General features: G+C 69.5%; 19 protein-coding genes. 7 read left to right on the top strand and 12 right to left on the bottom strand.

Annotated elements, in window-relative coordinates; translation table 11 throughout:
- Window positions 1–938: 938 nt before the first annotated feature.
- The 3 genes from ACZ6AA_RS35960 to ACZ6AA_RS35970 all read right to left on the bottom strand — a co-directional run bounded on the left by ACZ6AA_RS35960 (window position 939) and on the right by ACZ6AA_RS35970 (window position 3,385).
- On the bottom strand, window positions 939–1,841 hold the full coding sequence (locus ACZ6AA_RS35960) for an SAM-dependent methyltransferase (protein ID WP_471462668.1): 903 nt from the start codon (window positions 1,839–1,841) through the stop codon (window positions 939–941).
- 234 nt (window positions 1,842–2,075) lie between these two features.
- Complete coding sequence (locus ACZ6AA_RS35965) at window positions 2,076–2,498, bottom strand: hypothetical protein (protein ID WP_471462669.1); 423 nt, start codon at window positions 2,496–2,498, stop codon at window positions 2,076–2,078.
- Window positions 2,499–2,557: 59 nt separating this feature from the next.
- Window positions 2,558–3,385: an SAM-dependent methyltransferase gene (locus ACZ6AA_RS35970; protein WP_468461406.1), complete on the bottom strand. Its 828-nt coding sequence runs from the start codon at window positions 3,383–3,385 to the stop codon at window positions 2,558–2,560.
- 341 nt (window positions 3,386–3,726) lie between these two features.
- Here ACZ6AA_RS35970 and ACZ6AA_RS35975 point away from each other — a divergent pair, with 341 nt between their 5' ends.
- The 3 genes from ACZ6AA_RS35975 to ACZ6AA_RS35985 all read left to right on the top strand — a co-directional run bounded on the left by ACZ6AA_RS35975 (window position 3,727) and on the right by ACZ6AA_RS35985 (window position 7,390).
- On the top strand, window positions 3,727–5,055 hold the full coding sequence (locus tag ACZ6AA_RS35975) for a cytochrome P450 (RefSeq protein WP_471462670.1): 1,329 nt from the start codon (window positions 3,727–3,729) through the stop codon (window positions 5,053–5,055).
- Between the two features lie 227 nt (window positions 5,056–5,282).
- Window positions 5,283–6,566 (top strand): cytochrome P450, encoded by a 1,284-nt coding sequence (locus ACZ6AA_RS35980; protein WP_468483824.1) that lies wholly within the window; start codon window positions 5,283–5,285, stop codon window positions 6,564–6,566.
- Window positions 6,563–7,390: an SAM-dependent methyltransferase gene (locus ACZ6AA_RS35985; RefSeq protein ID WP_471462671.1), complete on the top strand. Its 828-nt coding sequence runs from the start codon at window positions 6,563–6,565 to the stop codon at window positions 7,388–7,390. Before ACZ6AA_RS35980 ends, ACZ6AA_RS35985 begins: the two co-directional genes overlap by 4 nt.
- Before the next feature lie 43 nt (window positions 7,391–7,433).
- Here the strand turns inward: ACZ6AA_RS35985 and ACZ6AA_RS35990 are convergent, their stop codons facing one another.
- On the bottom strand, window positions 7,434–8,585 hold the full coding sequence (locus ACZ6AA_RS35990; protein WP_471462673.1) for a terpene synthase family protein: 1,152 nt from the start codon (window positions 8,583–8,585) through the stop codon (window positions 7,434–7,436).
- 353 nt (window positions 8,586–8,938) lie between these two features.
- Between ACZ6AA_RS35990 and ACZ6AA_RS35995 the strand changes: the two genes are divergently transcribed.
- The 3 genes from ACZ6AA_RS35995 (at window position 8,939) to ACZ6AA_RS36005 (ending at window position 11,826) form a co-directional block, all read left to right on the top strand.
- Window positions 8,939–9,466: a DUF4231 domain-containing protein gene (locus ACZ6AA_RS35995; protein WP_471462675.1), complete on the top strand. Its 528-nt coding sequence runs from the start codon at window positions 8,939–8,941 to the stop codon at window positions 9,464–9,466.
- A gap of 97 nt (window positions 9,467–9,563) precedes the next feature.
- Complete coding sequence (locus ACZ6AA_RS36000) at window positions 9,564–10,691, top strand: FAD-dependent monooxygenase (protein WP_471462677.1); 1,128 nt, start codon at window positions 9,564–9,566, stop codon at window positions 10,689–10,691.
- Window positions 10,692–10,842: 151 nt separating this feature from the next.
- Window positions 10,843–11,826, top strand: a complete 984-nt coding sequence (locus ACZ6AA_RS36005; protein WP_471462679.1) for a helix-turn-helix transcriptional regulator — start codon at window positions 10,843–10,845, stop codon at window positions 11,824–11,826.
- Between the two features lie 1,007 nt (window positions 11,827–12,833).
- Here ACZ6AA_RS36005 and ACZ6AA_RS36010 read toward each other — a convergent pair.
- From ACZ6AA_RS36010 to ACZ6AA_RS36020, 3 genes are all read right to left on the bottom strand, one after another.
- Window positions 12,834–13,208 (bottom strand): peptidase inhibitor family I36 protein, encoded by a 375-nt coding sequence (locus tag ACZ6AA_RS36010; protein WP_468461390.1) that lies wholly within the window; start codon window positions 13,206–13,208, stop codon window positions 12,834–12,836.
- Between the two features lie 122 nt (window positions 13,209–13,330).
- The gene (locus tag ACZ6AA_RS36015) at window positions 13,331–14,368 is read right to left on the bottom strand and encodes an AraC-like ligand-binding domain-containing protein (protein ID WP_468461388.1); all 1,038 of its coding nucleotides are present in this window, start codon (window positions 14,366–14,368) and stop codon (window positions 13,331–13,333) included.
- A gap of 424 nt (window positions 14,369–14,792) precedes the next feature.
- Window positions 14,793–15,935: an FAD-dependent monooxygenase gene (locus tag ACZ6AA_RS36020; protein ID WP_471462681.1), complete on the bottom strand. Its 1,143-nt coding sequence runs from the start codon at window positions 15,933–15,935 to the stop codon at window positions 14,793–14,795.
- A 171-nt stretch (window positions 15,936–16,106) separates the two neighbouring features.
- On the opposite strand from ACZ6AA_RS36020, the gene ACZ6AA_RS36025 reads away from it, so the two are divergent.
- Window positions 16,107–16,448 carry an ArsR/SmtB family transcription factor gene (locus ACZ6AA_RS36025; protein WP_468461384.1) on the top strand — a complete coding sequence of 114 codons (342 nt, stop codon included), beginning with the start codon at window positions 16,107–16,109 and terminating at the stop codon, window positions 16,446–16,448.
- A 78-nt stretch (window positions 16,449–16,526) separates the two neighbouring features.
- Here ACZ6AA_RS36025 and ACZ6AA_RS36030 read toward each other — a convergent pair whose 3' ends face one another.
- The 5 genes from ACZ6AA_RS36030 to ACZ6AA_RS36050 form a co-directional block, all read right to left on the bottom strand.
- Complete coding sequence (locus ACZ6AA_RS36030) at window positions 16,527–17,654, bottom strand: ABC transporter ATP-binding protein (RefSeq protein WP_471462683.1); 1,128 nt, start codon at window positions 17,652–17,654, stop codon at window positions 16,527–16,529.
- Between the two features lie 23 nt (window positions 17,655–17,677).
- Window positions 17,678–18,715, bottom strand: a complete 1,038-nt coding sequence (locus ACZ6AA_RS36035) for an ABC transporter ATP-binding protein (RefSeq protein ID WP_468461380.1) — start codon at window positions 18,713–18,715, stop codon at window positions 17,678–17,680.
- On the bottom strand, window positions 18,712–19,710 hold the full coding sequence (locus ACZ6AA_RS36040) for an ABC transporter permease (protein ID WP_468461378.1): 999 nt from the start codon (window positions 19,708–19,710) through the stop codon (window positions 18,712–18,714). The genes ACZ6AA_RS36035 and ACZ6AA_RS36040 overlap by 4 nt, the downstream gene beginning before the upstream one ends.
- Window positions 19,711–19,714: 4 nt before the next feature.
- Window positions 19,715–21,484, bottom strand: coding sequence for an ABC transporter substrate-binding protein (locus tag ACZ6AA_RS36045; protein ID WP_471462686.1), 1,770 nt, complete (start codon window positions 21,482–21,484; stop codon window positions 19,715–19,717).
- 66 nt (window positions 21,485–21,550) lie between these two features.
- Entirely contained in the window at window positions 21,551–22,582 is a 1,032-nt protein-coding gene (locus ACZ6AA_RS36050; RefSeq protein WP_468461374.1) for an ABC transporter permease, read from the bottom strand.
- Window positions 22,583–22,588: the final 6 nt, after the last annotated feature.

Consider the following 22,588-nt stretch of genomic DNA (forward strand, 5'->3'; position numbering starts at 1 on the left):
CTGTCACCGAACGAGTCGTACGCCATCGCCGTGGCCCGCACCGGGTACTTGCCCGTCGCTCTGTCGGCGGAGGGCCACATCGAACTGCCGCCCGCAGGCTGGAGGACCTGATCGCCTACGACACCGACTGGCGCACCTTCCGCGTGGACCGGCTCACCGACCCTGGCAGCGCCTTCCACGGAAGCTCCGAACTCGCCCCGCACCTGGCGGAGTTCGCACAGCTCCTGCAGGACGTGACCCGCGCGCTCACCACTGCCGGCGCACCGGACGAGCCCCACGCCCCTGCCACGAAGGGCCAATCACGGACCGCCCACGCCCGCCGCCCGGATCACTTGGGCGGCGGCTCGGCCGTCGCGTCCAAGGCCGCCCGCAGCCACCCCTCCAGCACGTCGTCGTCCAGGGCCTCCCCGGCCACGTACACCCAGCCCTTCGACACCCGGACCGCTCCGCCAACGCCCTGTCGTACGCCATGAACCGAACCTAACCGTGCACATCGGCACCCGCTCGCCCACGCCGCTCCTGCGTGAGGAGAGCAGAGATCGCTGTGGTGCGGTCAGTGCCAGGGGCCGTGTTGGCTCGGCACGCGGACGCGCATTGACTTCGCCCCTCGCGCGTTGCTCCGTCTCCCGAACTTGGGATCTGACACTAGTCCAGGCGCGGGCGACAGCCCGCTGGGGACTCCGGCCAACGCTCGGACTCGGCTGCCTACTCGGCACCCAGTTGCGCAAGCTTGCGCGTTGCCGTGTCCGGTGTGCCGTGCTCGTCGTTCCAACCCGGGTGGTTTCCGGCGACCAGCCTCATGGCGGATGGCAGGGTGTCCACTGCCACCCGCGGTACCGGCCTTACGGCGGCGCGGGCCATCGTGAGCAGGGCGGTGGCATCTCGTGCGGCCGACGGCTCTGGGCCGTGCGCGGCCTGCGCGGTGGTGGTTGCGGAGGTCATGCCGTGCGCCTGGTGATGATCGAGTACACCGATGCCTTGTTTGCGGCGAGGGCGGCGGAGAAGCTGATGGACATTTCCCGGAGTTCCTCGATGGGGCCGGTGGCGCCGTCGGGGAAGTGGTGGTCGATGTTGAGCCGGACCTTGCCGAACCAGTGGATGATCTCGGCGTTGGACGGTGTGATCCGCATGTCCTCAAGGATCAGGCCGTGCTCTTCCAGGACCCGGGCGAAGTAGGCGGGTGACTTGCGGTTGCCGCAGGCCAGCCGGTCGACGGTGTCGGGGATCGCGGGGCTGTAGGCGGGCAGGTCGGTCTTGTAGAGGGTGTCGGAGACCACCAGCAGGCCGCCGGGGCGCAGCCGTCTTGCGACCGCGTCGGTCGATGCCTCGAAGACGTCGTGGAGGAAGTGTGTGTAGACGCCGCGGACCACGACCAGGTCGTAGGGGAGCTCGGGGTCGGGGAGCAGATCGACGTCCTGCCCGTTGCAGAGGAACAGCCGTACCCGGTCGGCGAGTTCCGGCTCGGCGGCGAGCTTCCCGGCGCAGTACTCCAGCTGCCGTGCGCTGATGTTGACCGCGTCGATGTGCGCGGCTTCGGGGAAGCGGCGTGCCAGGTAGCGGGAGATGAACCCCCAGCCGCAGCCCAGGTCCAGAATCCGGTGCAGGTGGGGCCGGCCCGGGCCGGTCAGACCGGCAATCTGCAGTTGCTTCTCGAAGTGCCGCACCTCGGACGGCCCGACCGAGCCGCGCACCGGCCCTGCAGCGAGTTCCTCCGGCGGGAAGAGGCCGAATTGGAAGAGCAGGTTATCCGGGCCGAGTGCCTTCTCCCACATCCAGGGAGGGTCGTCGTAGGTGTACTCGACCTTCGCCCGATACGAATCGACGCGGGGGCTGTCGATCACGCGTACGGCCGGTAAGGCCGACCGAGAGCTCTGGGGCATGGAGGTTCCCTTGGTCGTTGGTGGGGTGGGTGTGCTCACCCGGGTACGCCAGGGGCGTGCCGCCACCAACAGGACACCGATGGGTAGGGCAGCGGCTCGGGCAGCCGGCCGCAGGGGCAGTCGGCCCAACCGCCAGGACGGAAGGCCGGGGCCGCGCCATCGCCGTCACCGTCGGCCGGGTGTAGCGCAGGGCGCTCAGGCTCCAGGCGACCGCACCTCGGATGTACGCCCCCAGGAGGCGATGTCGGTGCGCGGGCTGCGCGAGAGCGCGGCTGCCTCAGTGAGCGTGCGGACCGGCGGGGAGCGCGCGTAGAAGTGTGTTGCAGGCGTGTACTCCTCGATTCGCAGCTGCAGTTCGCGCAGTGCGGTGGCGTGTCCGGCGGCATCCTGTGGGGTCTGCTGAGGGGCCTCGGCGTGGTGCAGCAGAGCCAGGGCCACTGCGAGCACGCCGGGGTCACGGCCCAGGGGACTCACGCCGGGGTCATGGCCCAGGGGACTTTCGTCGGCGTACAGACCGTGGGAGACCGTCCGGGACACCGCCGAGCACTCCAGGAGTTCGCTCTTCGGGTGGGTGCGTGAGGGGAAGGGGCAGTGGAACGGCGATGGAGCGGTGGGCATTGCGCCCTCTCAAGCGATCGGCGGCAGGAGGGAAGGACTGGGCCTGTCCTGGGCAGAGGTCAGGAGCGGACAGCGGTCACCAGTGCGTAGCCGACACAGTCCAGGGTGCCGAACCGTTCGACCGAGGCCGCCGCGCCGTCCAGCTGGGCGGCGAGTTCACCGCCGATGCTCTCGCCCGCTCGGCGCATGGTGCGGGCGACGACGGCGTAGGTCCGGCGGACGTGCGGGGCGATGTCGGAGAACTCCTCGACCTTGAAGCCCGCCTCCTCCAGGAGGGCGCGGTACTCGTCGGGGGAGGCGATCGAGGAGACCCGGAACACCTGAGTGGCGGCGGCCACGTCGTCCGCGTCCGTGCCCTGTGGCACACCGCTCAGACACAGGTCCGCCACCACGAGCCGCCCTCCGGGCCGCAGGACCCGGGCCAGATGTGCCAGGGCGGCGCGCTGGTCGGACATGTGCAGCAGCGACTCGATGGCGTACGCGGCGTCGAACGAGGCGTCGGGGAAGGGCAGCTGCATGGCGTCGGCCTGCCGGAACTCCAGCATGCCGTCCGGGCCTGACGTCTCGGGCCGGGCCTGGGCCAGGCTCAGCTGGTGCCTGCTGACGGTGATGCCGGTGACCCGGGCACCCGAGGCCGCGGCGACCCGGACGGCGGGACGGCCGCTGCCGCAGCCGACGTCGAGGACGTGCCGCCCGGCACCGGCCCGCAGCCGCTGTCCCACCAGCTCGGTGAGCCGGTCCGCGGCCCGCGCCACATCGCTGGGGTCCTGCGCGTCCTGCCAGTAGCCGGCGTGGATGTTGTCGCCGAGGGCCTGGGACAGCAGATCGGTGAGGGCGTCGTACATGGCGCCGACGTCCTCGGGGGTGGGGGGTACGGGTGCGGACATGACGGTCGCCCTTCGTCGCTGGAGACAGGGAAGAGGCAGTGAACCGACGTCGGCCTTGGCATGTGGCGGTTGCACGCCGACAACCGAAGCCAGGGAAACCACCGTCCGAACCGGAGCCATGCGCACACAACGGCGCACCGTGGCATCAACGGGCGTACGAATATGACGGGTTGTGCGCCCATCGTGCGTCCGAGTATTTCCCGCTGGACATGTACGGCCGTCGGGAACGGGGTAGGGCCGGATCTGGGAGCAGCCAAGCTCGCGCACCTTCCCGGACCGGGTCTTCCCGCGGACGCCTGCGGACAACCGAGGCGGAGGTTCATGTGAACTCCACAGTGCCCGTGCCCAGGTCCCCCGGCGGGCTGCCCCTCGTCGGACACGTCCTCTCCCTCGCCCGAGATCCGATGGGGTTCTTCGACGCCCAGCGCCGTCACGGCCCGCTCGTGCGGATCTCTCTCGGCCGCAGGCCGGCTTACGTGATCACCGCCCAGGCCCTGGCCCGGCAGGTCCAACTGGACAGCAACGGAACGTACTTCGACGTGGGCGGACCCGTCCTCGACCTGTTCATCCGCCTGGTCGGCGACAGCCTGCCCACCTGCCCGGCCGCCGCCCACCGCCGCCAGCGCCCCATCCTTCAGCAGGCGTTCCGCCACTCCCGTATGCCCGGCTACGCCGAGACCTTCCGCGACGTCGCCCTGGCCCGGGTCACCCGGTGGACCAACGGCACCGTCATCGACGCCGCCGAGGAGATGACCGCACTGTCGATGGACGCCCTGGCCCGCACACTCTTCCTGGGGCCCGGTTCGGCCGAGGCCGCCGAGGTGTTCCAGCGCCACTTCCCCGTGGTCATCTCCGGGCTGGCCACCCAGATGCTGGCGCCCGCGGCCGGACGGCTGCCCACCCCCGGCAACCGGCGGTTCCGGCACTCCATCGACACGATCCACCGGGCCATCACCGACATGATCGCGATGCGCCGCACCGACGCGACCGACCACCCCGATCTCCTGTCACTCCTGCTCTCCCCGGAGGGCCACACCCATCTCGCCCCGGACGACACCGCCCTGCGCGACCAGCTCTTCGGCTTCCTGATCGGCGGCATCGAGACGACCGGATCGGTGATGGGCTGGGCGCTCCACCTCCTCGCCACCCATCCGGAGACAGCAGCCCGCGCGTACGACGAGATCGACGACGTACTCGGCGGCAAACCGCCCACCTACGACGACCTGGCACGACTGCCGCTGCTGAAGCGGATCGTCAGCGAAGTACTGCGCCTCTACCCTCCGGTCTGGCTGGTCAGCCGGACCACCCGCACCGAGGCGCCGCTCGGCGAGCACTTGCTGCCCGCCGGCTCCGACGTGTTCCTCAGCGCCTACGTCCTGCACCGGGATCCCGCAACCTTCCCCGAACCCGGCCGCTTCGACCCCGACCGCTGGACCGAGAGCCGTACCGGCCGCCCGCAGCGCGCCGCGTACATGCCATTCGGTATCGGCGCCCGCAAGTGCATCGGAGAGGCCTACGGCCTCACCCAGACCGGCATCGTGCTGGCCGCACTCCTGCAACGCTGGCAGATCCATCCGGCCTCCGGGCGGGCGGTCAGGCCCCATGTGCGCATCACTCAGAGCCCCGCGAACGCCCGTATCCGCCTGGTGGCGAAACCCCGAGCAACGTAGACACCCGTGCCACCGGCAGTTCGGGTTCCAACGGTGTGGCAGGGCGTTGAAGCGGGCGGGTGGGGGCGGCCCTGTGGGTGCTGTTCTTACGGAGGTGAGACCCGCTCATGGCTGAGCAGAACAGGTTTCCTTCCCGGTCCCGTCCGGGGCCGGGTGCGTCAGCGGTGTGCCCGGCCGGGGCGGGATTGCCCGACGGACCGCGCCTGACGTCCCGCGAGCTGAGCCGAATGGAGAGCGAACGGCAACTCCTGGCCTGGGAGGAGTACGCCCGCGTCTTCGGACCCGTGTTCACTCTGCGGGCCGAGGGTGAGCCACCCCGGGTCTATATCAGTGATCCCGACGCCGTCCGGGCGCTGTTCATCGGTGATCGCACGCCCTGGGACGCGCGGGGCACGCTCTACTTCCGTCCGGTGATCGGTGCTCAGGCGTTGCCCTATCTCATCGGGGAGGAGCACCGGGCGGTCCGGCTGCTGTTGGCGCCCCCGCTGCACGGGGTGCCACTGCGGGCGCTGGGGCCCGCCGTCGACGAGATCGTCGACGGTGTGATGGCCCGGTTGCGCGGGCGTACCCGCCCGGTGATCCGTCTCGCTCACGAGATCACCCTGCGTCTGATCGTCCGGGTGTGCTTCGGTCCGCTGCCCGAGGCCCGTCGCGAGGAGTGCGCCGGCCTGCTCATCGACGTCATGGACCTCATGTATGAGCCGGGCACCGCACGGGACGCCGACCGCGGGCAGCTGCTCGACCGGATGGACCCGCTGCTGGCCCGGCTCCAGCAGATCGTGACGGAGGAGACCGCGTCAGCGCGGACCGTCCCTGACTCCTCCCGCACCGATCTGCTGTTCCATCTGGCCACCGCTGAGCCCGCACAACCCGACGAACAGATCCGCGGCCACATCATGACCCTGCTCATCGCGGGCCATGACACCACCGCCAGCGCCCTGGCCTGGGCCCTGTACCAGCTCGAAATCCACCCTGGCATCCGGCGGCGGCTGGTGCGGGCGATCGACTCCCTGGGTGCCGACCCTGCCCACGCGGACATCGCCCGCCTCCCCTACCTCGGCGCGGTGTGCGCCGAGACCCTGCGGCACGGCTCCGTCGTCCCCGCCGGTCTGGCGCGCGTCGTCCCCGAGGACTTCGACTGGGACGGCCACCACATCCCGGCCGGCACCGAACTCGTCCCCGCCATCCATCTGGTGCACCACCGGCCGGACCTCTACCCGGCCCCGGACCGCTTCGATCCCGGCCGCTTCCTGCGCCACAAGCCCAGTGGCAGCCGCTACCTCCCCTTCGGCACCGGAACCCGCCGCTGCCCCGGGGCCGAACTGGCCGACTTCGAACTCCGCATCGCCCTGGCCCGCCTGCTGCGCACCCCCGGTCTCCGGCTGCTCGGTGCGGACCGGGGCCTTCGGCGTCTCAAGAACGGTCCGACCATGACGATCCCGGCAAGTCTGGAGATCACCCTCGACAACTCGCCACCGGCCACCGTCCCTGAGGAGGGCGAGTCCGCATGACCCGTACCGAAGACGTCGGCGCCTACTACGACCTGCTCACCCCTCTCCTTCAGCGGCTGTGGGGCGGAAACTTCCATATCGGCCTCTGGCCCGATCGGGCAACGCCCCCTGAGGACGCCGATCGTGACGGCCGACTCGCCGAGGCCAGCACGGCCAGCGACCGCCTCACCGACCTCCTCGTGGAAGAACTCTCGCTCGCCCCTGGCCAACGGCTCCTTGACGTCGGCTGCGGAGTCGGACGGCCCGCCCTGCGTCTGGCCCGCGCCACCGGAGCCGAGGTCACCGGCATCACCATCAGCGGCATCCAGGTCCGTCTCGCGACCGACCAGGCCCGCGCGGCCAGCCTGGACCACCTTGTGGGCTTTCAGCTCGCCGACGCCACCGCCCTGCCCTTCCCCGACGGGTCCTACGACGCCGCCTGGGCCATCGAGTCCCTCCTGCACATCCCCGACACCCGCCGGGCCCTGACCGGGATCCACCGCATCCTGGCGCCCGGCGGTCCTTTCGTCATCAGTGACATGATCCTGCGAGCGCCCGATCCGGAACCCCACGCCCATTCCTCGGTCGAACCGCTCGAAACCCTGCTGTCCCTGCTGGAGGAGACCGGCTTCGAGGTGACCGGACACACCGATCTCGACGACCACCTCCTGCGCTCGCTCCAACGTCTGAGCACCGATCTCGACCACCATCGCGAGCACGTCGCCGACGCGGGCGGTCCAGCAGCCGACGCGCTCGCCCGCATCCTGGGAAAGACCATCCCGGCCGTCGGCGCCGTCTACGGCTACGCCGTGATCACCACGTCCGCCTCCAGGAACACGAGGTGACCTTTGTCGCGGGAAGCATTCGGCACTCCCGGCAGAGGGAAGGTCAGCCAGCGTGTCCGGGCGCGGGCGTGATGCGGATGAAGGAGCGCCAGGCCGGAACGACCGGACGCGCCCCGGGAGGAGGCACCAGAACGGTCTGCTCGGGGTGGAGGACGAACTCCCCGCAGGCGTAACCGCTCCAGCAATAGCCGAGGCCGTGGTAGCGGGGCGACATCAGTTGGTATTCGATGCTCCCGGGAATCATCCACCACATCTGTTCGAGATACCGGCGTACATCCCCGCGCCGCCCGAGCGCGTTGTGCAGAATTCGCTCCCGGACCCGCAGGAAAACGTCCTCGGCCTCCTCCGCGCAGGCCCACAGACGGTCCACTGCCTGCTGAAGGGACAGCCCCTCAGTGTCCTGTAGCACTGCCAGCGTGTTGTCCCGCTGTCCTGCGAGCAGTTCCTTGCGATAGGACAACAGGTCGTTGTGGAGGAAGTGCTGGTGCACCACCGCCCGCTCCACGCGCTGCAAGTCTGCGCTTCGTCGCAGCACTTCGGTCATGTCGATGCCGAGCGCGTGCTCGTGCAGGACGTACAGATAGCGGGCGCCGATGGAGTGCTCCCGCACCGAGCGGTACTCCTCGAAACTCCGGTACTCCCCCAAGCCGGCCCGCGTGTACTGGGGAAAATGGTCGAAGTCGGGATGGGAGCCTTGCGGCCGCGGAGCCACCTCGGCCGCCGCGCCGCCGATGAAGGCGTTCAGGCAGTCGGCGAACCGCTCACGCAACGGCTCGCGCATCCCGCGGGTCAGCCGCTTCCACAGCCGCTGGAAGACCCCCGCGAACGGCACTGCGGGATCGGCGGCGCCTCCGTGCATGATCGCCGCGAGGTGGTCGGCGACAGTCCACGACGCCTTGGCGTCGCCACGGAAACTGAGCCCCTCGTCGCCGTGCGCGGACCCAGGAACGTCGCCACCGTGCTTGTCGTCCAGGACAAGGAAAAGAAAGGTGAGCTCGCATGTCGCCTCGATGACATCGGTGTCCCCCACCGGAACCGTCAGATACGTCCACAAGTCGACGTGGTGCTCGAGGAACTGGTGGAAAGACACCTGGTCGGAGAAGAACGCACGTAGCTCCGACCGACACCACTCGTGCACCGCCTCATGCATCCGCGCCGCATCAGGGTGCAGCCGCCCCGGCAGCAGACGGGTCATGTCCGGCAGACGAAAGACAGGATGCACCGACAGATCCCCAGGAACAGCACTCACCCTTGAGCTGCCTTCCCCTCGTCGAAGCCCTCTGTCATACCGGTACCCCGCACGCGATCGGAGCACGCGGGAACACCGAGGCCAGCGAGGGTTCGCGGCGGCCAGAGGGGAATTCCCCGCGTACGGCCAGCTCGCTTCCCCACCCAGCAGTCACACTCGGCAGTCCGTTCCCTGGCCAGCCTTCGGCTGTCGCCAGGCAGTGTCTGACGTAGGGAGTCGCGAGGTGACGGCGGGTTGTCTTGGGGGCGGACAGAGTGCAGCCGACTGGCGAATTGAGCGCAGGCCTCAGCCCGGAGGAGGTGGCTGCTCTCCTGCTGGGCAAGATTCGTCGGGGCGACGACTACGCCGATAGGAGGAAGCAGCAGTTCCGCCGACTCGCCTCAGTGATCAAGCTGGTGACACTGACGCTGTCCGCGGCGTCCACCATCATCCGGGGCCTGCAAAGCCTCGACACATGGGCCGGTCTTGCCTTTGCTCTGGTGGCTCCAGGGACGTTGCTGGGGGCCGTCGAGCCGTTCTTCAACTGGCGCTCCCGATGGGCGCTGATGGAGGAGACGCAGTACCGATTCCGGCGTCTGGCCGACGACTGGAACACCTGGTGGCATCAACACCTCCCGGCGATCTCACACACGCCCAAGTCAACGCCATCTTCCCCAGCTATCAGGATATGTGGGATGACCTGTGTCGCGTGTGGCTGGAGCAACGCCGAGAACCAGGGTCGTTGCGCGGTGCCGGACGCAGGCCGGGGCCGCCATGGAATGCGCAGGACGATCTGCCCGACCACAGGGCCGACGGTGGCCCACCACACCGGCGTCCCCGTCGGATGACCGCTTGCCGACAGCGGATGACGGCCGCCCGATGCGGACAAGGCCGAGTGCCCACGCGTCCTACGGTTTCGGGGAAATCGGTGCTCTGGAGGCGTACATGGACAGTTGTCGCGGTGAGCGGACGGCCCTGATCGTGGGTGCGGGAGTGGCTGGTCTGACAGCGGCCATCGCCCTGGCACGCGGCGGATGGCAGGTGGAGATCGCCGAGATCCACCCGCCCCGGGCGGATTCCGGATGGGGATTGTGTCTGACCGGTCCTTCGCTGCGCGTGCTGGACGAGCTGGGGCTCGCGGGCGCGTGTCTGGCCGAGGGTTACGGCATGCGCACGGTCACGCATGTGGACGTGAACGGGGAACCTGCGGGCGAGGTGCGGTTGCCGCGCCTGATCGGGGCACGGCGCCCGGCGATGGCCGGCATCGCGCGCCCCGTCCTTCACCGCATCCTGTACGCGGAAGCCGAGCGGTGCGGCGCAGTGGTACGCCATGAAGTGACCGTCGCCTCGATGGATCAGGAGGGGGAGCTGGTCCGGGCGCGGTTGTCGGACGGGACGGTCCACAGGGTCGCGCTGCTGGTGGGCGCGGACGGCATCCGCTCGTCGACGCGGGGCCTGCTGCGGCTTGAGGCCTCGCTCGCCTTTCACCGGCAGATGGTCTGGAGGGCTCTGGTGCCCCGACCGTCGTGGGCCACCGGAATCCATCACTTCGCCGGGAAGTACGACACGGCCGGACTCGTGCCGCTCTCCCCCGGGCAGGCGTACGTGTTCCTGACGGAGAACGGAGTGGAGCAGAGCGTCCTGCCCGATGCCGGACTCGCCCCGCGCCTGCGTCAGCTCCTGCAGACCTTGCCGGGGCGGGTGGAGGAGATCCGCTCCCTGGTGTCCGCGTCGGAATCGGTGGTACGCCGCCCGGTCCTCACGGCCCTCCTGAAGGGCGCCTGGAGCCGGGGCAGCGCCGTGGTCATCGGTGACGCCGCGCACGCGCCCGCGCCGCAGATGGCAAGCGGCGCCGCCCTGGCCATCGAGGACGGGCTCGTCCTTGCCCAGGAACTCGGGCGGCACGGCTCTGTCGGCGCGGCGCTCCAGGCGTTCGCCGGCAGACGCACGCGACGGTGCCGCACGCTCGTGGAGACCTCCGAGGCGATCGTCGGCCTGGAGCAGGCGGGGCGCCACCAGGAGACGTACGCGCTGACCGACTCCTGCCACCAGCTCATGGCTCAGCCCGCGTAACCCCCCTCCGCCACCAAGTCCCACAACGACGTCGCCCCGGGGCTGTTCGTGGCCCCGCCGCCCGTCCGGGCCAAGCCGCTGCACCGGCCCGCTCAGCCACACTGCACAGGCATCCCTCACCATGGGCTCCCAGGGAGGTGACCCCACCATCGTGCCGACGCCGCTGCGCAACCACCTCATCACCAGTTCCCAGAACCCCGCTGACCTGCTCAACGCCGCCACCCGCCTGTTCGGCGGCTCGATCACCACATCGCCTCTGGACGAGCTGTCCGGCGACGGCGTCCACGAACTGCGCGGCGTCGCCGCACACGACTTCGCGGTGGGCTACTTCGTCTCGCCGCTCGGCGTCCGCGTCGCCTCGGCCAGGGGCCGCAGCCGTCGCTCCTACTTCGTCAACATCGGTGTCTCCGGTGCCGTCTCGGCCTCGTGCGGCGGTCTGCGGGCGACCCTCGACGCGGCGACGGCGGGCGTCGCCAACCCCGGAGACACCCAGGAACTACGCCCCCTGCGAGGTCGGCGATCCCGGTTCCTGGGCCTGCGGATCGACGCCGCCCTGGTCGACCAGGAGTACGCCGCGCTGACCGGGCAGCCGCCGGTGTCCACCGTGCGCTTCGACTTCGCCCTCGACCTGGCCAAGCCCAAGGGGCGGGCGGTGCGGCTCCTCGTCCGCTCCCTCCTCGAACAGCTGGACTCGCAAGACCCCCTGTTCCAACGCCCGGAGCTGCAGCGCGGCCAGCTGCGTTGCCTCGTCACCGCCCTGCTCCTGGCCCAGCCGCACTCGCACACCGGCGCGCTGCACGACGCTCCGCGCCCCGGCTATCCGCGCCCCTTGCGGGAAGCCCTCGCGTTCATCGAAGCGAACCTCGCCGAGCGCATCAGCCTCGACGGCATCGCCGCCGCCGCAGGCTGCAGCCCGCGGACCCTGAGTTCCGCGTTCCGCGACCGCCTCGGCCTCTCCCCCATGGCCTACGTCCGCAACCTGCGGCTCGACCGCATCCGCCAGGACATCCTCGCCTCCACCGACCCGGTCGGCACGATCGCCTACCGGTGGGGTGTCTCCCACCTTGGCCGATTCGCCAGCTACTACCACGCCCGCTTCGCCGAACTGCCCTCCGACACCGCAGGCCGCAGATGACCCGACGACCTCCCGCGGGCCGCTGGCCGGGATGCGGTGCAACTCAGGTGCCCGGGCTGGGCGAACAGGCCGGGTTCGGGTTCGGTGAGGATGCCCCTGGTGACCAGGCGTTTCAGCTTGGAGCGGATGCCTTCGGTGTTCTTCGGGACGAAGCTCTTGGCCGGCGGGGTTGCGGTCGACGATCTCAACGGCGATGCCGTGGCTTTGGCCGTGGTCGACGACGCGCCGCTTGAAGCCCTGGTCGACCAGAGCCTTCTCGACCGTGCCGGTCTGCTTGGCCACCCCGTCGAGCAGGGCGATGCCTGGGGGCGTTGTCGTGCGCGGAGGCCGGCAGCGCAACGGCCTCGACGACCAGGCCCGACACCTCCACGGCCAGGCACCCCTTCCTGCCCGGTACTCTCTTCGCGGCGTCCCGTCCGGTCGTTTCGGCGGGGACGCCGACGGCAGCGTGGACGCTCCGCCTGTCCAGGACCACCATGCTCGGGTCGGCCAACCTCTGCTCATTCTCCCGTAGTTGACAGCGCAGCAGGTCATGGACGGTCCGGTCGGTGCCGCCGTCGCGCCAGAGACAGAAGTAGTACTTCACCGTGCCTGGCGGCGGCATGTCGTGGGCAGGAAGTCCCACTGACAACCCGTAGTGATACCCCGCCGTCAGACCATCGAGCGAACAACACAGGAGTGGCGATAGGCGCTGAGACCGCCGCGTCGCTCAGCCATCATCTGGAAGGGCTGTGGCTTGCCTGTGCATTCCAGGTCGACCAGCAGTCCTCGCTCAAGCCCGACTGCGAAACTGACAACTACTCACGTACCGAACTCCAAGAAGCCCCAGAAGGCCGACATGGCACAACGGTGGCCATGGCACTTGACATACGGAAGTCGGGTCGCCCGGGGGAATCTCATCCCGGGCGACCCGGCCTCTCACAATTGGTTGCACAGCAAGACCGCGAAGAGGGGTGGCAGAGGTTGAGCAGGCCCCGGACAAGCCCCCCGGGGTCCGGTGCCGCGGGTTACTGCGGCCTGAAGGAGCGGATCTGGTAATTGCCCATGAGGTTTCCCTCCGCGTTCGACGGAGTGGAGCCCACACGGTCGTTGTAGTTCGTGGCCTTGTAGTACTGCTTGCGATGGGTGGTCTTGTTCGCCACCGACAACACGTTCGCCCCTCGCTGGATGAAGCCGCAGTCATCGGCCGTGTTGGCGCGCTGAGCGCTCTGCCAGATACAGCGCTCACCGGTGCCGTTCCAGCCGCTGTAGATGCAGAAGTACGCGGCGGGGCAGTTGTACGCCGCCGGGGCGGGGGCCGGGGACGCCGACGCGAGTGGAACGGTGCCGAGCGTGGCGGCCAGGGCCATGGAGGCGACGACCAGCGAACGAGTCGCACGCATAGGTGACTTCCCTTCCTCGACTGCGGGTTGGGGCGCGGATCCGGATGGTGCGATGTTCCGGTGTCGGTGTACGGGTGCTCCGCGCCTGGCTCAACTGTGGCCCGGCGTCGGCCACGGGGTCTTCAGCAACCAGCGCAGGAATCCTTCGCATCCAGCGCAAGCGCCCGCACCTCGTTCGGAGGAAATCCATAGGCGGTGCGGAACACCCGGCTGAAGTCGGCGGGGCGGTGGAAGCCCCATCGGGTGGCGATCTCGGTGATCGTGCGGTGGCGCTGGCCGGGGTCGGTCAGGTCGGCGTGGCAGCGCTCCAGACGGCGGCGTCGGATCGTGGTGGCTACGGTGTCCGGTTCTTCGCGGAAGAGGAGATGGAGGGTTCGCAAGGAGATGTGGTGGTGAGCGGCGATGGCGGCAGGGCGTAACTCGGGGTCGCCGAGGTGGTGGTCGATGAACGCGTTGATGCGGGCCAGCAGCACCGATCTACGGCTCGCGGCGGGGAGGCGGTCCTGGGCGCCCAGATGCCCCGCCAGCACGGCGGCCGCCAGGTCCACGCCGATGTGGCCGAGTCGGGCCCGCTCCCCTGGGCCGCCGGCGCGGGCGGCGTCGGGCAGCCCCGCGAGGTAGGGGCCAAGAAGCCTCGCCGAACCGGCCCGGGTGGACAGGGGCTCGGCCAGCAAGCGGTCCGCCTTGCCGCTCGCCAACGGCAGCAGGGACCGGGGCAGCCTCATCAGGGTGAGCCGGATCTGCCGGCCGTGGTCGAGGAAGTCGCACGCCAGCGGGTGCGAGGTGGAGAACAAGGTCATGTCGCCCGGCCCGAGGCAGGCGATGCCACGCTCCTGCTCAAGGCGGATCGGACTGCCGTGCACCAGGACGAGGTAGTACGCCTCGGGGTCGGACCGTCGTATCTGCGCGGGCGAGCGATGGGCTGTCATCGGGGAGAAACTGAAGAACGCCACCTGGCTGTCCGGCAGTTCGACGGCGTTGGCCCGGCCCTGGAACACGGCCGCGTGCGTGCTGCGCACGGTCACGGGCATGACTTCGTTGCCGACCATCTCGACCCACCAGTCGAACCGGTCCAGTGCCGGGATGCTGTCGGTACTCACCGTCAGCACCGGTCCCGCCACGTCCCCCTGCTGCCCTGACGTCTCATCGAGAGTGGACATCCCACGATGATCCCGCACAGTCGGACCGGGCACCAAGTGGCTCCGCCGGTCGCTCATCGCCCCGACCGTGCCCCAGAGCCGGTCTTTGAACCTCCGCCCGCGCCCCGACGCCCGGCGCGCACGCCGACGCACGCACCGGCCGCCGCTGCGCCCGCGCTTCGCGCGAACGACGGGGGTTCATAGACCGGCTCTGAGGGCTCGTGGACCTTCCTCAGGCGATCGAGGATCTGGGCTGGATGCTCCAGAGAGGTACGGAGATACGGCACCAGTCCCACGGGGGTAGGCCGGTTATGAGGCCCCACATGCCCCTGCACCAGCGGCTGACCGCGTCAAGAACCGGGCTCGGCGGACGGGCGGCTCCGACCCGGCTGAGAGCTGCCGCGGAGCCGCGCACCGACCGGTGGCCGGTCGGTGCGGACGCGGTCTACCGGTTCGCGGCTTCGCGCGAGGCGAACCGGTTCGTGCGACCGACCGCGCGGCCCACCGCGTTGCGCACCGCGAGGCCCGGCCGGGTGCGGGGCACCATGAGCCTGGAGAGCAGACCGACGCGCCGCTGCCGCGGACCTACCTCACGGCGGAGCCGCGACTCGTAGGCGGCGAAGGCGCGGGCGTGATCACCGGGATGGGCGGCGAGCTCTTCCGCGAGGGCGTACGCGCCCGCCATCGCCATGCTGGACCCGTCACCCAGCAGGGCTGTCGCCGCCGCCGCGTCCCCGAGCAGTACGACCCGTCCGCGGGACCACGAGGGCACCCGGACGGTGGTCAGGGGGTCGAAGTACGGAGCCGGGTGGTCGAGGAACGCCGCCACGAGTTCCGGTGCCCGCCACCGCACGTCGGCGTAGGCGTCGGCCACGGTCTGCTTGTGAAGGGCGATGTTCCTGCGGTCGTGGGGCGTCGGCTGTGCGGCCCTGAAGGTGAAGATCGCGAGCGGAGTGGTCCGCGAGGGGTGGACGACCAGCATCCGGTTCGGCACCGTCAGCATCGTCATCTCGCTCGGGTCCTCGATGGCGTCGGGTTCCAGCGGCACGGTCGCGCCGTACAGGCCCAGGTCGCCCGCGAACTGCCGCTCGGGGCCGAATACCAGGCGTCGCACGGTGGAGTGCATCCCGTCGGCACCGACCACCAAGTCGAAGCGCCGGGGCGCGGACCGCCGGAAGGTCACGTCGACCCCGCTTCCGTCCTGGTCGAGAGCGGTGACCGTGTCGTCGAACAAGAACTCGGCCTCGGTCTGCGCCGACCGGTGGAGCACCTCGGACAGGTCCGCTCGGGTCACCTCGACCGTCGGCGCCTCGTCCGAGGGGAGCGGGAGTTGCAGGATTCGCCTGCCGCCGGGGTCGAGCAGGGTGAGTGACCGATTGCGGGTGGCGAGCCCCCGGAGCTGCGGAAGGATGCCCATGCGGTCGGCGACCGGGATCGCGGGCCCCTTCACGACGATCGCGCTGCCACCGGAGCGCAGCTGCCGGGCATGTTCGACGACCGTCGGCCGGTAGCCGTTCCGGGAGAGCCAGTACGCGAGTGCGGGCCCTGCGATTCCGGCACCGACTATCAGCACCTCGGGCTTCTTCATGACGATGACCTCTCGGAGTGTCGATGGCCAGGTCCCCCGGTGAGCGCCGGGCCGGGTCTCAGGGAGCGGCGGCACGGGGCAGCGCGATCGGACCAAGGTACGAAACATTTCGTACCTCAGTGGAGCACAGCCTTCAGGTACGATTCAAGTCGTACCTGAAGGGGGTGCCGCGTGACCGGGAAGAACCTGGTCGGCCCGGAGGCCGACGCGCTCGATCTGGGTGCGGTGTTTCGCGCCCTCGCCGACGAGCACCGCCGTTCGGTGCTGACGCAGTTGGTCGCCGACCGCGGCGACAGCGAGCGGGGCTGCAACTCGTTCGATCTTCCGATCTCGAAGCAGACCCAGACCCACCACTTCCGCGTCCTGCGCGAGGCAGGTCTCATCGACGAGATCGACTACGGCAACCGCAAGGGCGTCCGTCTGCGACGCGCGGACATCGAGAAGAGATTTCCCGGGCTGCTCGCCCTCCTGGGAGCAGAACCTCCGGGCGATACCGCTCCGCGGCCACGGTGAGACGTACCCCGTGAGCACGATCCCAGGGCCGCCTCCGTCCGCGGCTTCCCCTGGGCGCCGAGCGCGCGAGCATGGCCGTCAACACGGCGCCGGGCGCGATGCCGATGACCCCCGACCGGCCGGAGGCATCACGGCCCGCACCGGCGAAAGCCGGTCCGCGGGCTCCGGGTGATGGCAGGCCACCTGCTGGCCGGGCCGCAGCTCGAGGAGGGGTGGTTCGGTCGTTCCGCAGAGCTCCGTCGCCTTCCAGCAGCGCGTGTGGAAGCGGCAGCCGCTCGGTGGGGAGATCGGGGAGGGCACGTCGCCGTTGAGGAGGATGCGGTTGTTCCTGGTGTGTTTGCGGCGGGGGTCCGGGATGGGGACGGCGGACATCAGGGCTTTGGTGTACGGGTGCATCGGGGCCTGGTAGAGGGAGTCCCGGTCGGCCAGTTCGACGATCTTGCCGAGGTACATGACCGCGATCCGGTCGGAGACGTGCCGGACGACCGAGAGGTCGTGCGCGATGATCACGTAGGTGAGGCCGAGCTCTTGCTGGAGGTCGTCCAGCAGGTTGACGACCTGGGCCTGGATCGACACGTCGAGGGCGGAGACCGGCTCGTCGGCGACCACGAGTTTCGGTTTGAGGGCGAGCGCGCGGGCGATGCCGATGCGCTGGCGCTGGCCGCCGGAGAACTCGTGCGGGTAGCGGTTGTAGTGCTCGGGGTTGAGCCCCACGACCGAGAGGAGCCGCTGTACTTCCTTCTTGACGCCGCCGCGGGGCGAGACGTGCTGCAGCGCGAAGGGGGCGCCGACGATGGTGCCGATGGTGTGGCGCGGGTTCAGCGAGGAGTAGGGGTCCTGGAAGATCATCTGCACGTCGCGGCGCAGCGGCCGCATAGCGGCGACGCCGAGGTGCGTGATGTCCGTGCCCTCGAACTCGACCGTCCCCGCGCTCGGTTCGAGCAGCCGGGTGATCAGCCTGCCCATCGTCGACTTGCCGCACCCGGACTCGCCGACGACGCCCAGGGTCTCGCCCGGCCGGACCTCGAAGTCCAGCTCGTCGACCGCGCGTACGGCACCGGCCTGCCGCTGGAACAGGCCCTTCTTGATCGGGAAGTGCTTCTGCAGTCCCGTCACCTTCAGCAGGGCTTCACCCGGGGGCTTGGCGGGTGCCGCCCCGCCGGACCCGGCAGGGGCGGCACCGTCGCTCCGCTCGGAAATGGTCATGGCTGCGTCCTTGGGGTTCTCGCTCACAGCTTCGGCGCGATCTCTTCGTCCCAGATGCGCATTCGCTGCTCGGCCGACAGGTGGCAGGCGGCCCAGTGCCGCCCGCCGACCTCCGTCAGCTCGGGGCGGATGGTGCGGGTGACGTCGTCCTTGGGGACGTCGGCGTACGGGCAGCGCGGGTTGAAGGCGCAGCCGGACGGGAGGTTGATGAGGGAGGGCGGGGAGCCCTTGACCGGGATGAGGCGTTCCTGCTGGTCGCGGTCGAGCCGCGGCATGGAGCCGAGCAGACCCCAGGTGTAGGGGTGCCGGGGCTCGTGGAACACCTCGTCCGCCGGGCCGCGCTCGACGCAGCGGCCGCCGTACATCACCAGGATGTCGTCGGCCAGCTCGGCGACGACGCCCAGGTCGTGGGTGATGATGATGACGGCGGAGCCGAACTCCTTCTGCAGGTCCCGGATCAGGTCCAGGATCTGCGCCTGCACGGTCACGTCCAGGGCGGTGGTCGGCTCGTCCGCGATGAGCAGCTCGGGGTTGTTGACCAGCGACATCGCGATCATCGCGCGCTGGCGCATGCCGCCGGAGAACTCGTGCGGGTAGGAGTCGACACGCTTGTCCGGCTGCGGGATGCCCACCCGGTCGAGCATCTCGACGGCCCTGCGGCGGGCTGCCTTGCTCGTGACGTGGTGGTGGATCCGGTACGCCTCCACGATCTGCCGGCCGATCGTGTAGTACGGGTGCAGCGCGGACAGCGGGTCCTGGAAGATCATCGCCATCTCGCGGCCGCGGAGCCTGCGTACGCGGTCGGGGTCGGCCGAGAGCAGTTCGGTGCCGTCCAGCCAGATCTCGCCCGACATCCGCGCCTTGCGCTTGCCGTACTGGCCGGCGGTGTGCAGGCCCAGGATGCCGAGCGAGGTCACGGACTTGCCGGAGCCGGACTCCCCGACGATGCCGAGGGTCCTGCCCTTCTCCAGTTGGAAGCTGAGTCCGTCGACGGACTTCACCAGGCCGTCGTCGGTCGGGAAGTGCACCTTCAGGTCGCGCACGTCCAGGAAGGCGGTCATGCGAGCCTCACTCGGGGGTCGATCACGGCGTACAGGACGTCCACCGCGAGGTTGGCGAGGAGCACCGCGAGCGAGGTGATCAGGGTGACGCCCAGGACGATGGGCAGGTCCTGGTTCCGGGTGGCGTCCAGGACCGCCCGGCCGAGGCCCGGCAGGTTGAACGTCGACTCGGTCAGGATGGCGCCGCCGATGAGGGCGCCGAGGTCCATGCCCAGCATGGTGAGGAGCGGCGTCATCGTGGAGCGCATGGCGTGCTTGCCGACGACGGTGTGCTCGCGCAGCCCCTTGGCCCGGGCGGTGCGGATGTAGTCCTCGCCGAGCACCTCCAGCATGGTGGCCCGGGTGATCCGGGCGTACATCGCCGCGTACAGGAAGGCGAGGGTGATCCAGGGCAGGATCATGCCGCCGAGCCAGCCGGTGAAGCTGTCACCGAGCGGCACGTACTGCGCGTCGAGCCACTTCAGGCCGAAGGCGAAGACCGCCAGCGAGAGCAGGCCGGTGAAGTAGATCGGCAGGGAGACACCGGCGAGGGCGACGACCATCGCGCCGCGGTCCCAGAGGCTGCCCCGCTTGAGCGCGGAGAGCACGCCCGCCGCGACGCCGACGATCACCCACAGCACGGCGGCGCCGAGCGCGAGTCCCAGGGTCACCGGCAGCCGGTCGGTGAGCACCGGCCAGACGGCCTGTTCGCTGCGGAAGGAGTAGCCGAAGCACGGCGCCGCGCAGTGGGTGACCTCGCCGCCGGCCGCGTAGGTGCGGCCCGCGAAGATGCCCTTGAAGAACTCCCAGACCTGGATGTGGATCGGGTCGCTGAGGCCGAGCTTCTCGCGGACCGCCGCGACGGCGCCCGGGTCGGCCTGTTTGCCGACGAAGCTGGAGGCGATGTCGACGCCCGCCCAGGTGGGGACGAGGAAGAAGATGCAGAAGACCACCATGATGATGACCACCAGCATCACCGCGGCGGCGAGAAGGCGCCTGGTGAGGTAAGCGAGCATGGCGCTACTTCGCGTTCTTCAGGCCGAGGTTGACGAAGTCGTACATGCCGCTGAAGCCGTCGGAGGTGTAGGCGTTCGTCAGCTTCGGGGACCGCCAGTTGAGGAACTTCTCGAAGGTGAAGGGCAGGTAGTACGCGCCCGCCATCACCTTGTGGTTGATCTCCTTGGCGATCGTGGCCTGCCCGGCCTCGTCGAGCTCCTTGACGTAGGAGTCGAAGAGTCCGTCGATCGCCTTGTCCCTGATCAGGGCGAAGTTGTTGTTGCCGCTCTGCAGGATGTACTTGCTGCTCCACAGCGGCAGCCCGAAGCCCTGGACCGTGCCGAAGTCCGGCGCCCAGCCGTCGATGACGATGCCGTACTTCTTCTTGACGTTGGCGGGGCTGCCGACGATGCCGGCGGTCTGCGCGCCGTCGTACTGGTCGATCTCGGCCCGGATGCCGATCTTCTTCAGCGACGCCTGGAGGGACTCGGCGGTGGCGACCTCGGCCTGCTTGTTGTTGCGGACCGCGATGGTGGTCCGGAAGCCGTCCGGATGGCCGCAGGCCTTGAGTTCCTCCTTGGCCTTCGCGATGTCGCCCTTCTTGCCGCTTCCGGCGATGCCGTACGGGTCGTACTTCTGGCCCTCGGCACCGGGGATCGACGGCGGGAGCATGTTGGTGGCGATGTCACCTCCGGCGAGCGGGCCGCCGCGCGCGTTCTGCAGCGAGACGTGGTCCGCGCCGTGGATCACGGCCTTGCGGCAGTGGATGTTGTCGAACGGCGCCACGCTCCGCGGGAAGACCGCGTACCGGATGTAGCTGCTGAGCGGGTTGTCCAGGTTTCCCTTGTGCTGCTTCAGGGCGGTGGTGCGGCCCTGCGGCGACGGACCGGTCTGGTTGATGTCCAGGTGGTAGTCGCCGTTGATCAGGCGCTGGTCCATGTCGCCCGCGTTCGCGAAGAACTTGGCGGTGATGGTGTCCGGGTACGCCCTGCGGATCGGGTCGGACGCGGCTTTCCACCGCGTGTTGCGGACCAGCTTCAGGCTCTTGCCCGGCGCGTACGACGCGAACCTGTACGGGCCGCTGGAGAAGGGCCTGAGGGTGTACTTGGACTTGGTGTCCTTGTCCTGGCGCACCGGGGAGGCCGACGGCGTCGCCAGCATCTGTGCGAAGTCGCTGTTGGCCCGGGGCAGGTTGAAGACGATCGTCCTGTCGTCGGGCGTCTCGATCGACTTCAGGCCGAGTCTGTCGGCGGACTTGTCCTTGTACGGGCCCGGGTACCGGCCTTCGGGGTCGAGGACGTCCTTGAGGTACACCGGACCGCCGGACAGCACGTCCTGCGCCCACTGGCGCTCGATGCCGTACTTGATGTCCTTGGAGGTGATCGGCTTGCCGTCCTCCCAGGTGATCCCGTCGCGCAGGTCGAACGTGTAGGTCCTGCCGTTGTTCGAGATCTTGCCCGCGTTCGTGGCGAGGTCCGGCGTCAGCTCCGCGCCCGCCTTGCCGGGCTCGGTCTTGTAGGACAGCAGCTGACGGCTGTAGTAGCGCATGAAGTTCCAGGCGAAGCCGTAGTAGCCCCGTGTGGTGTCCCAGGAGTCGGCGTCCTGGGAACCGGCGAACTTCAGCTCACCGCCCTTGTGCGAACTGGCGTTGAGGACCTTGTTGTTCGCGGCGTCGTATCCGGCCCCGCCCTCCTCGCTGTCGCCGCACGCCGCCGTGGTCAGCAGGGCGGCGGCCACCGTGGCAGCGGCCATGATCTGCTTGCGCCGCCCTGGGGTGCGTTGGGTAGTCGCCATCTCGGTTCCTCCGGAATTGATGGGAAACACCGTGTGAGTGCCACGGGCCGCTGGGGTCACCGCGGTTCAGCGGGAGCCCTTCGGGTCGAGCGCGTCGCGCACGCCGTCGCCGAGGAGATTGAAGGCAAGGACCGTGAGGAAGATCGCCATGCCGGGCACGACCATGTACATGGGGTCCGAGTCGTAGTAGTCGATCGCCCGCGAGAGCATCTGACCCCAGGAGGCCGTGGGCGGCTTGACGCCCACGCCCAGGAAGCTGAGTGCCGCTTCGGTCAGGATGTTGGTGGGGATCATCATCGTCGTGTACACGATGATCGGTGCGACGAGGTTGGGCAGGAGTTCTTTGAAGAGGATGTGGAAGCGCCCGGCGCCCAGTGACCTGGCCGCCTCGACGTACTCCCGTGTCCGCAGGGACAGTGCCTGGCCGCGCACGACCCGGCCGATGTAGGGCCAGCCGAAGAAGCCGATGACCAGGATCATCACGAAGACGCGCACGCTGGATCCGGTGAGACCCAGCATGTCGTTCGGCATGACGGAGACCAGCGCGATGATGAAGAGCAGTTGCGGGAAGGCGAGCAGTCCGTCCATGACGCGGCTGATGACCGTGTCCACCCAGCCGCCGAAGAAGCCCGCCAGGATGCCGAGGACGGTGCCGAGGACGACGGCGACCACGGCCGAGAGGAAGCCGACGAGCAGCGAGATCCGGCCGCCGTACAGGATGCGGGCGAAGATGTCGCGGCCGTTGACCGGTTCGACGCCAAGGAGGTGGTCGCCACTGATCCCGCCGAGGGAGCCGGTCGGGGTGCCGAACAGCGGGTTGATCAGATCCTCGTGGTGGGTCTCGGGGTCCTGCCCGACCAGGGCGGTGAGCACCGGGGCGAGCAGGGCCACGACGATGAGGAGGAGGACGACGATGCCGCCCGCGAGGGCGAGTTTGTCGCTCTTGAGGCGCTCCCAGGCGATCCGGCCCAGGGAGCGCCCCTGCACGGACGCGCTGTCCGCGGCACTGTCCTCGGGGCCGTCCGAGCCGACCACCGCCGTTCCTTCGGTCGCGTGGGAGGCTGCTTCCACGGTTGGCTCGGGGAATGGCGTTTTCATGGGCAA

Source organism: Streptomyces sp. NPDC040610 (assembly GCF_055594065.1).

Excerpts from the sequence above, each read along its gene's own strand:
- ACZ6AA_RS35965 (WP_471462669.1), bottom strand. The coding sequence starts at position 2,498 with ATGCCCACCGCTCCATCGCCGTTCCACTGCCCCTTCCCCTCACGCACC.
- ACZ6AA_RS35970 (WP_468461406.1), bottom strand. The coding sequence starts at position 3,385 with ATGTCCGCACCCGTACCCCCCACCCCCGAGGACGTCGGCGCCATGTAC.
- ACZ6AA_RS35980 (WP_468483824.1), top strand. The coding sequence starts at position 5,283 with ATGGAGAGCGAACGGCAACTCCTGGCCTGGGAGGAGTACGCCCGCGTC.
- ACZ6AA_RS35985 (WP_471462671.1), top strand. The coding sequence starts at position 6,563 with ATGACCCGTACCGAAGACGTCGGCGCCTACTACGACCTGCTCACCCCT.
- ACZ6AA_RS35990 (WP_471462673.1), bottom strand. The coding sequence starts at position 8,585 with ATGACCCGTCTGCTGCCGGGGCGGCTGCACCCTGATGCGGCGCGGATG.
- ACZ6AA_RS36000 (WP_471462677.1), top strand. The coding sequence starts at position 9,564 with ATGGACAGTTGTCGCGGTGAGCGGACGGCCCTGATCGTGGGTGCGGGA.
- ACZ6AA_RS36010 (WP_468461390.1), bottom strand. The coding sequence starts at position 13,208 with ATGCGTGCGACTCGTTCGCTGGTCGTCGCCTCCATGGCCCTGGCCGCC.
- ACZ6AA_RS36015 (WP_468461388.1), bottom strand. The coding sequence starts at position 14,368 with ATGTCCACTCTCGATGAGACGTCAGGGCAGCAGGGGGACGTGGCGGGA.
- ACZ6AA_RS36020 (WP_471462681.1), bottom strand. The coding sequence starts at position 15,935 with ATGAAGAAGCCCGAGGTGCTGATAGTCGGTGCCGGAATCGCAGGGCCC.
- ACZ6AA_RS36030 (WP_471462683.1), bottom strand. The coding sequence starts at position 17,654 with ATGACCATTTCCGAGCGGAGCGACGGTGCCGCCCCTGCCGGGTCCGGC.
- ACZ6AA_RS36035 (WP_468461380.1), bottom strand. The coding sequence starts at position 18,715 with ATGACCGCCTTCCTGGACGTGCGCGACCTGAAGGTGCACTTCCCGACC.
- ACZ6AA_RS36040 (WP_468461378.1), bottom strand. The coding sequence starts at position 19,710 with ATGCTCGCTTACCTCACCAGGCGCCTTCTCGCCGCCGCGGTGATGCTG.
- ACZ6AA_RS36045 (WP_471462686.1), bottom strand. The coding sequence starts at position 21,484 with ATGGCGACTACCCAACGCACCCCAGGGCGGCGCAAGCAGATCATGGCC.
- ACZ6AA_RS36050 (WP_468461374.1), bottom strand. The coding sequence starts at position 22,582 with ATGAAAACGCCATTCCCCGAGCCAACCGTGGAAGCAGCCTCCCACGCG.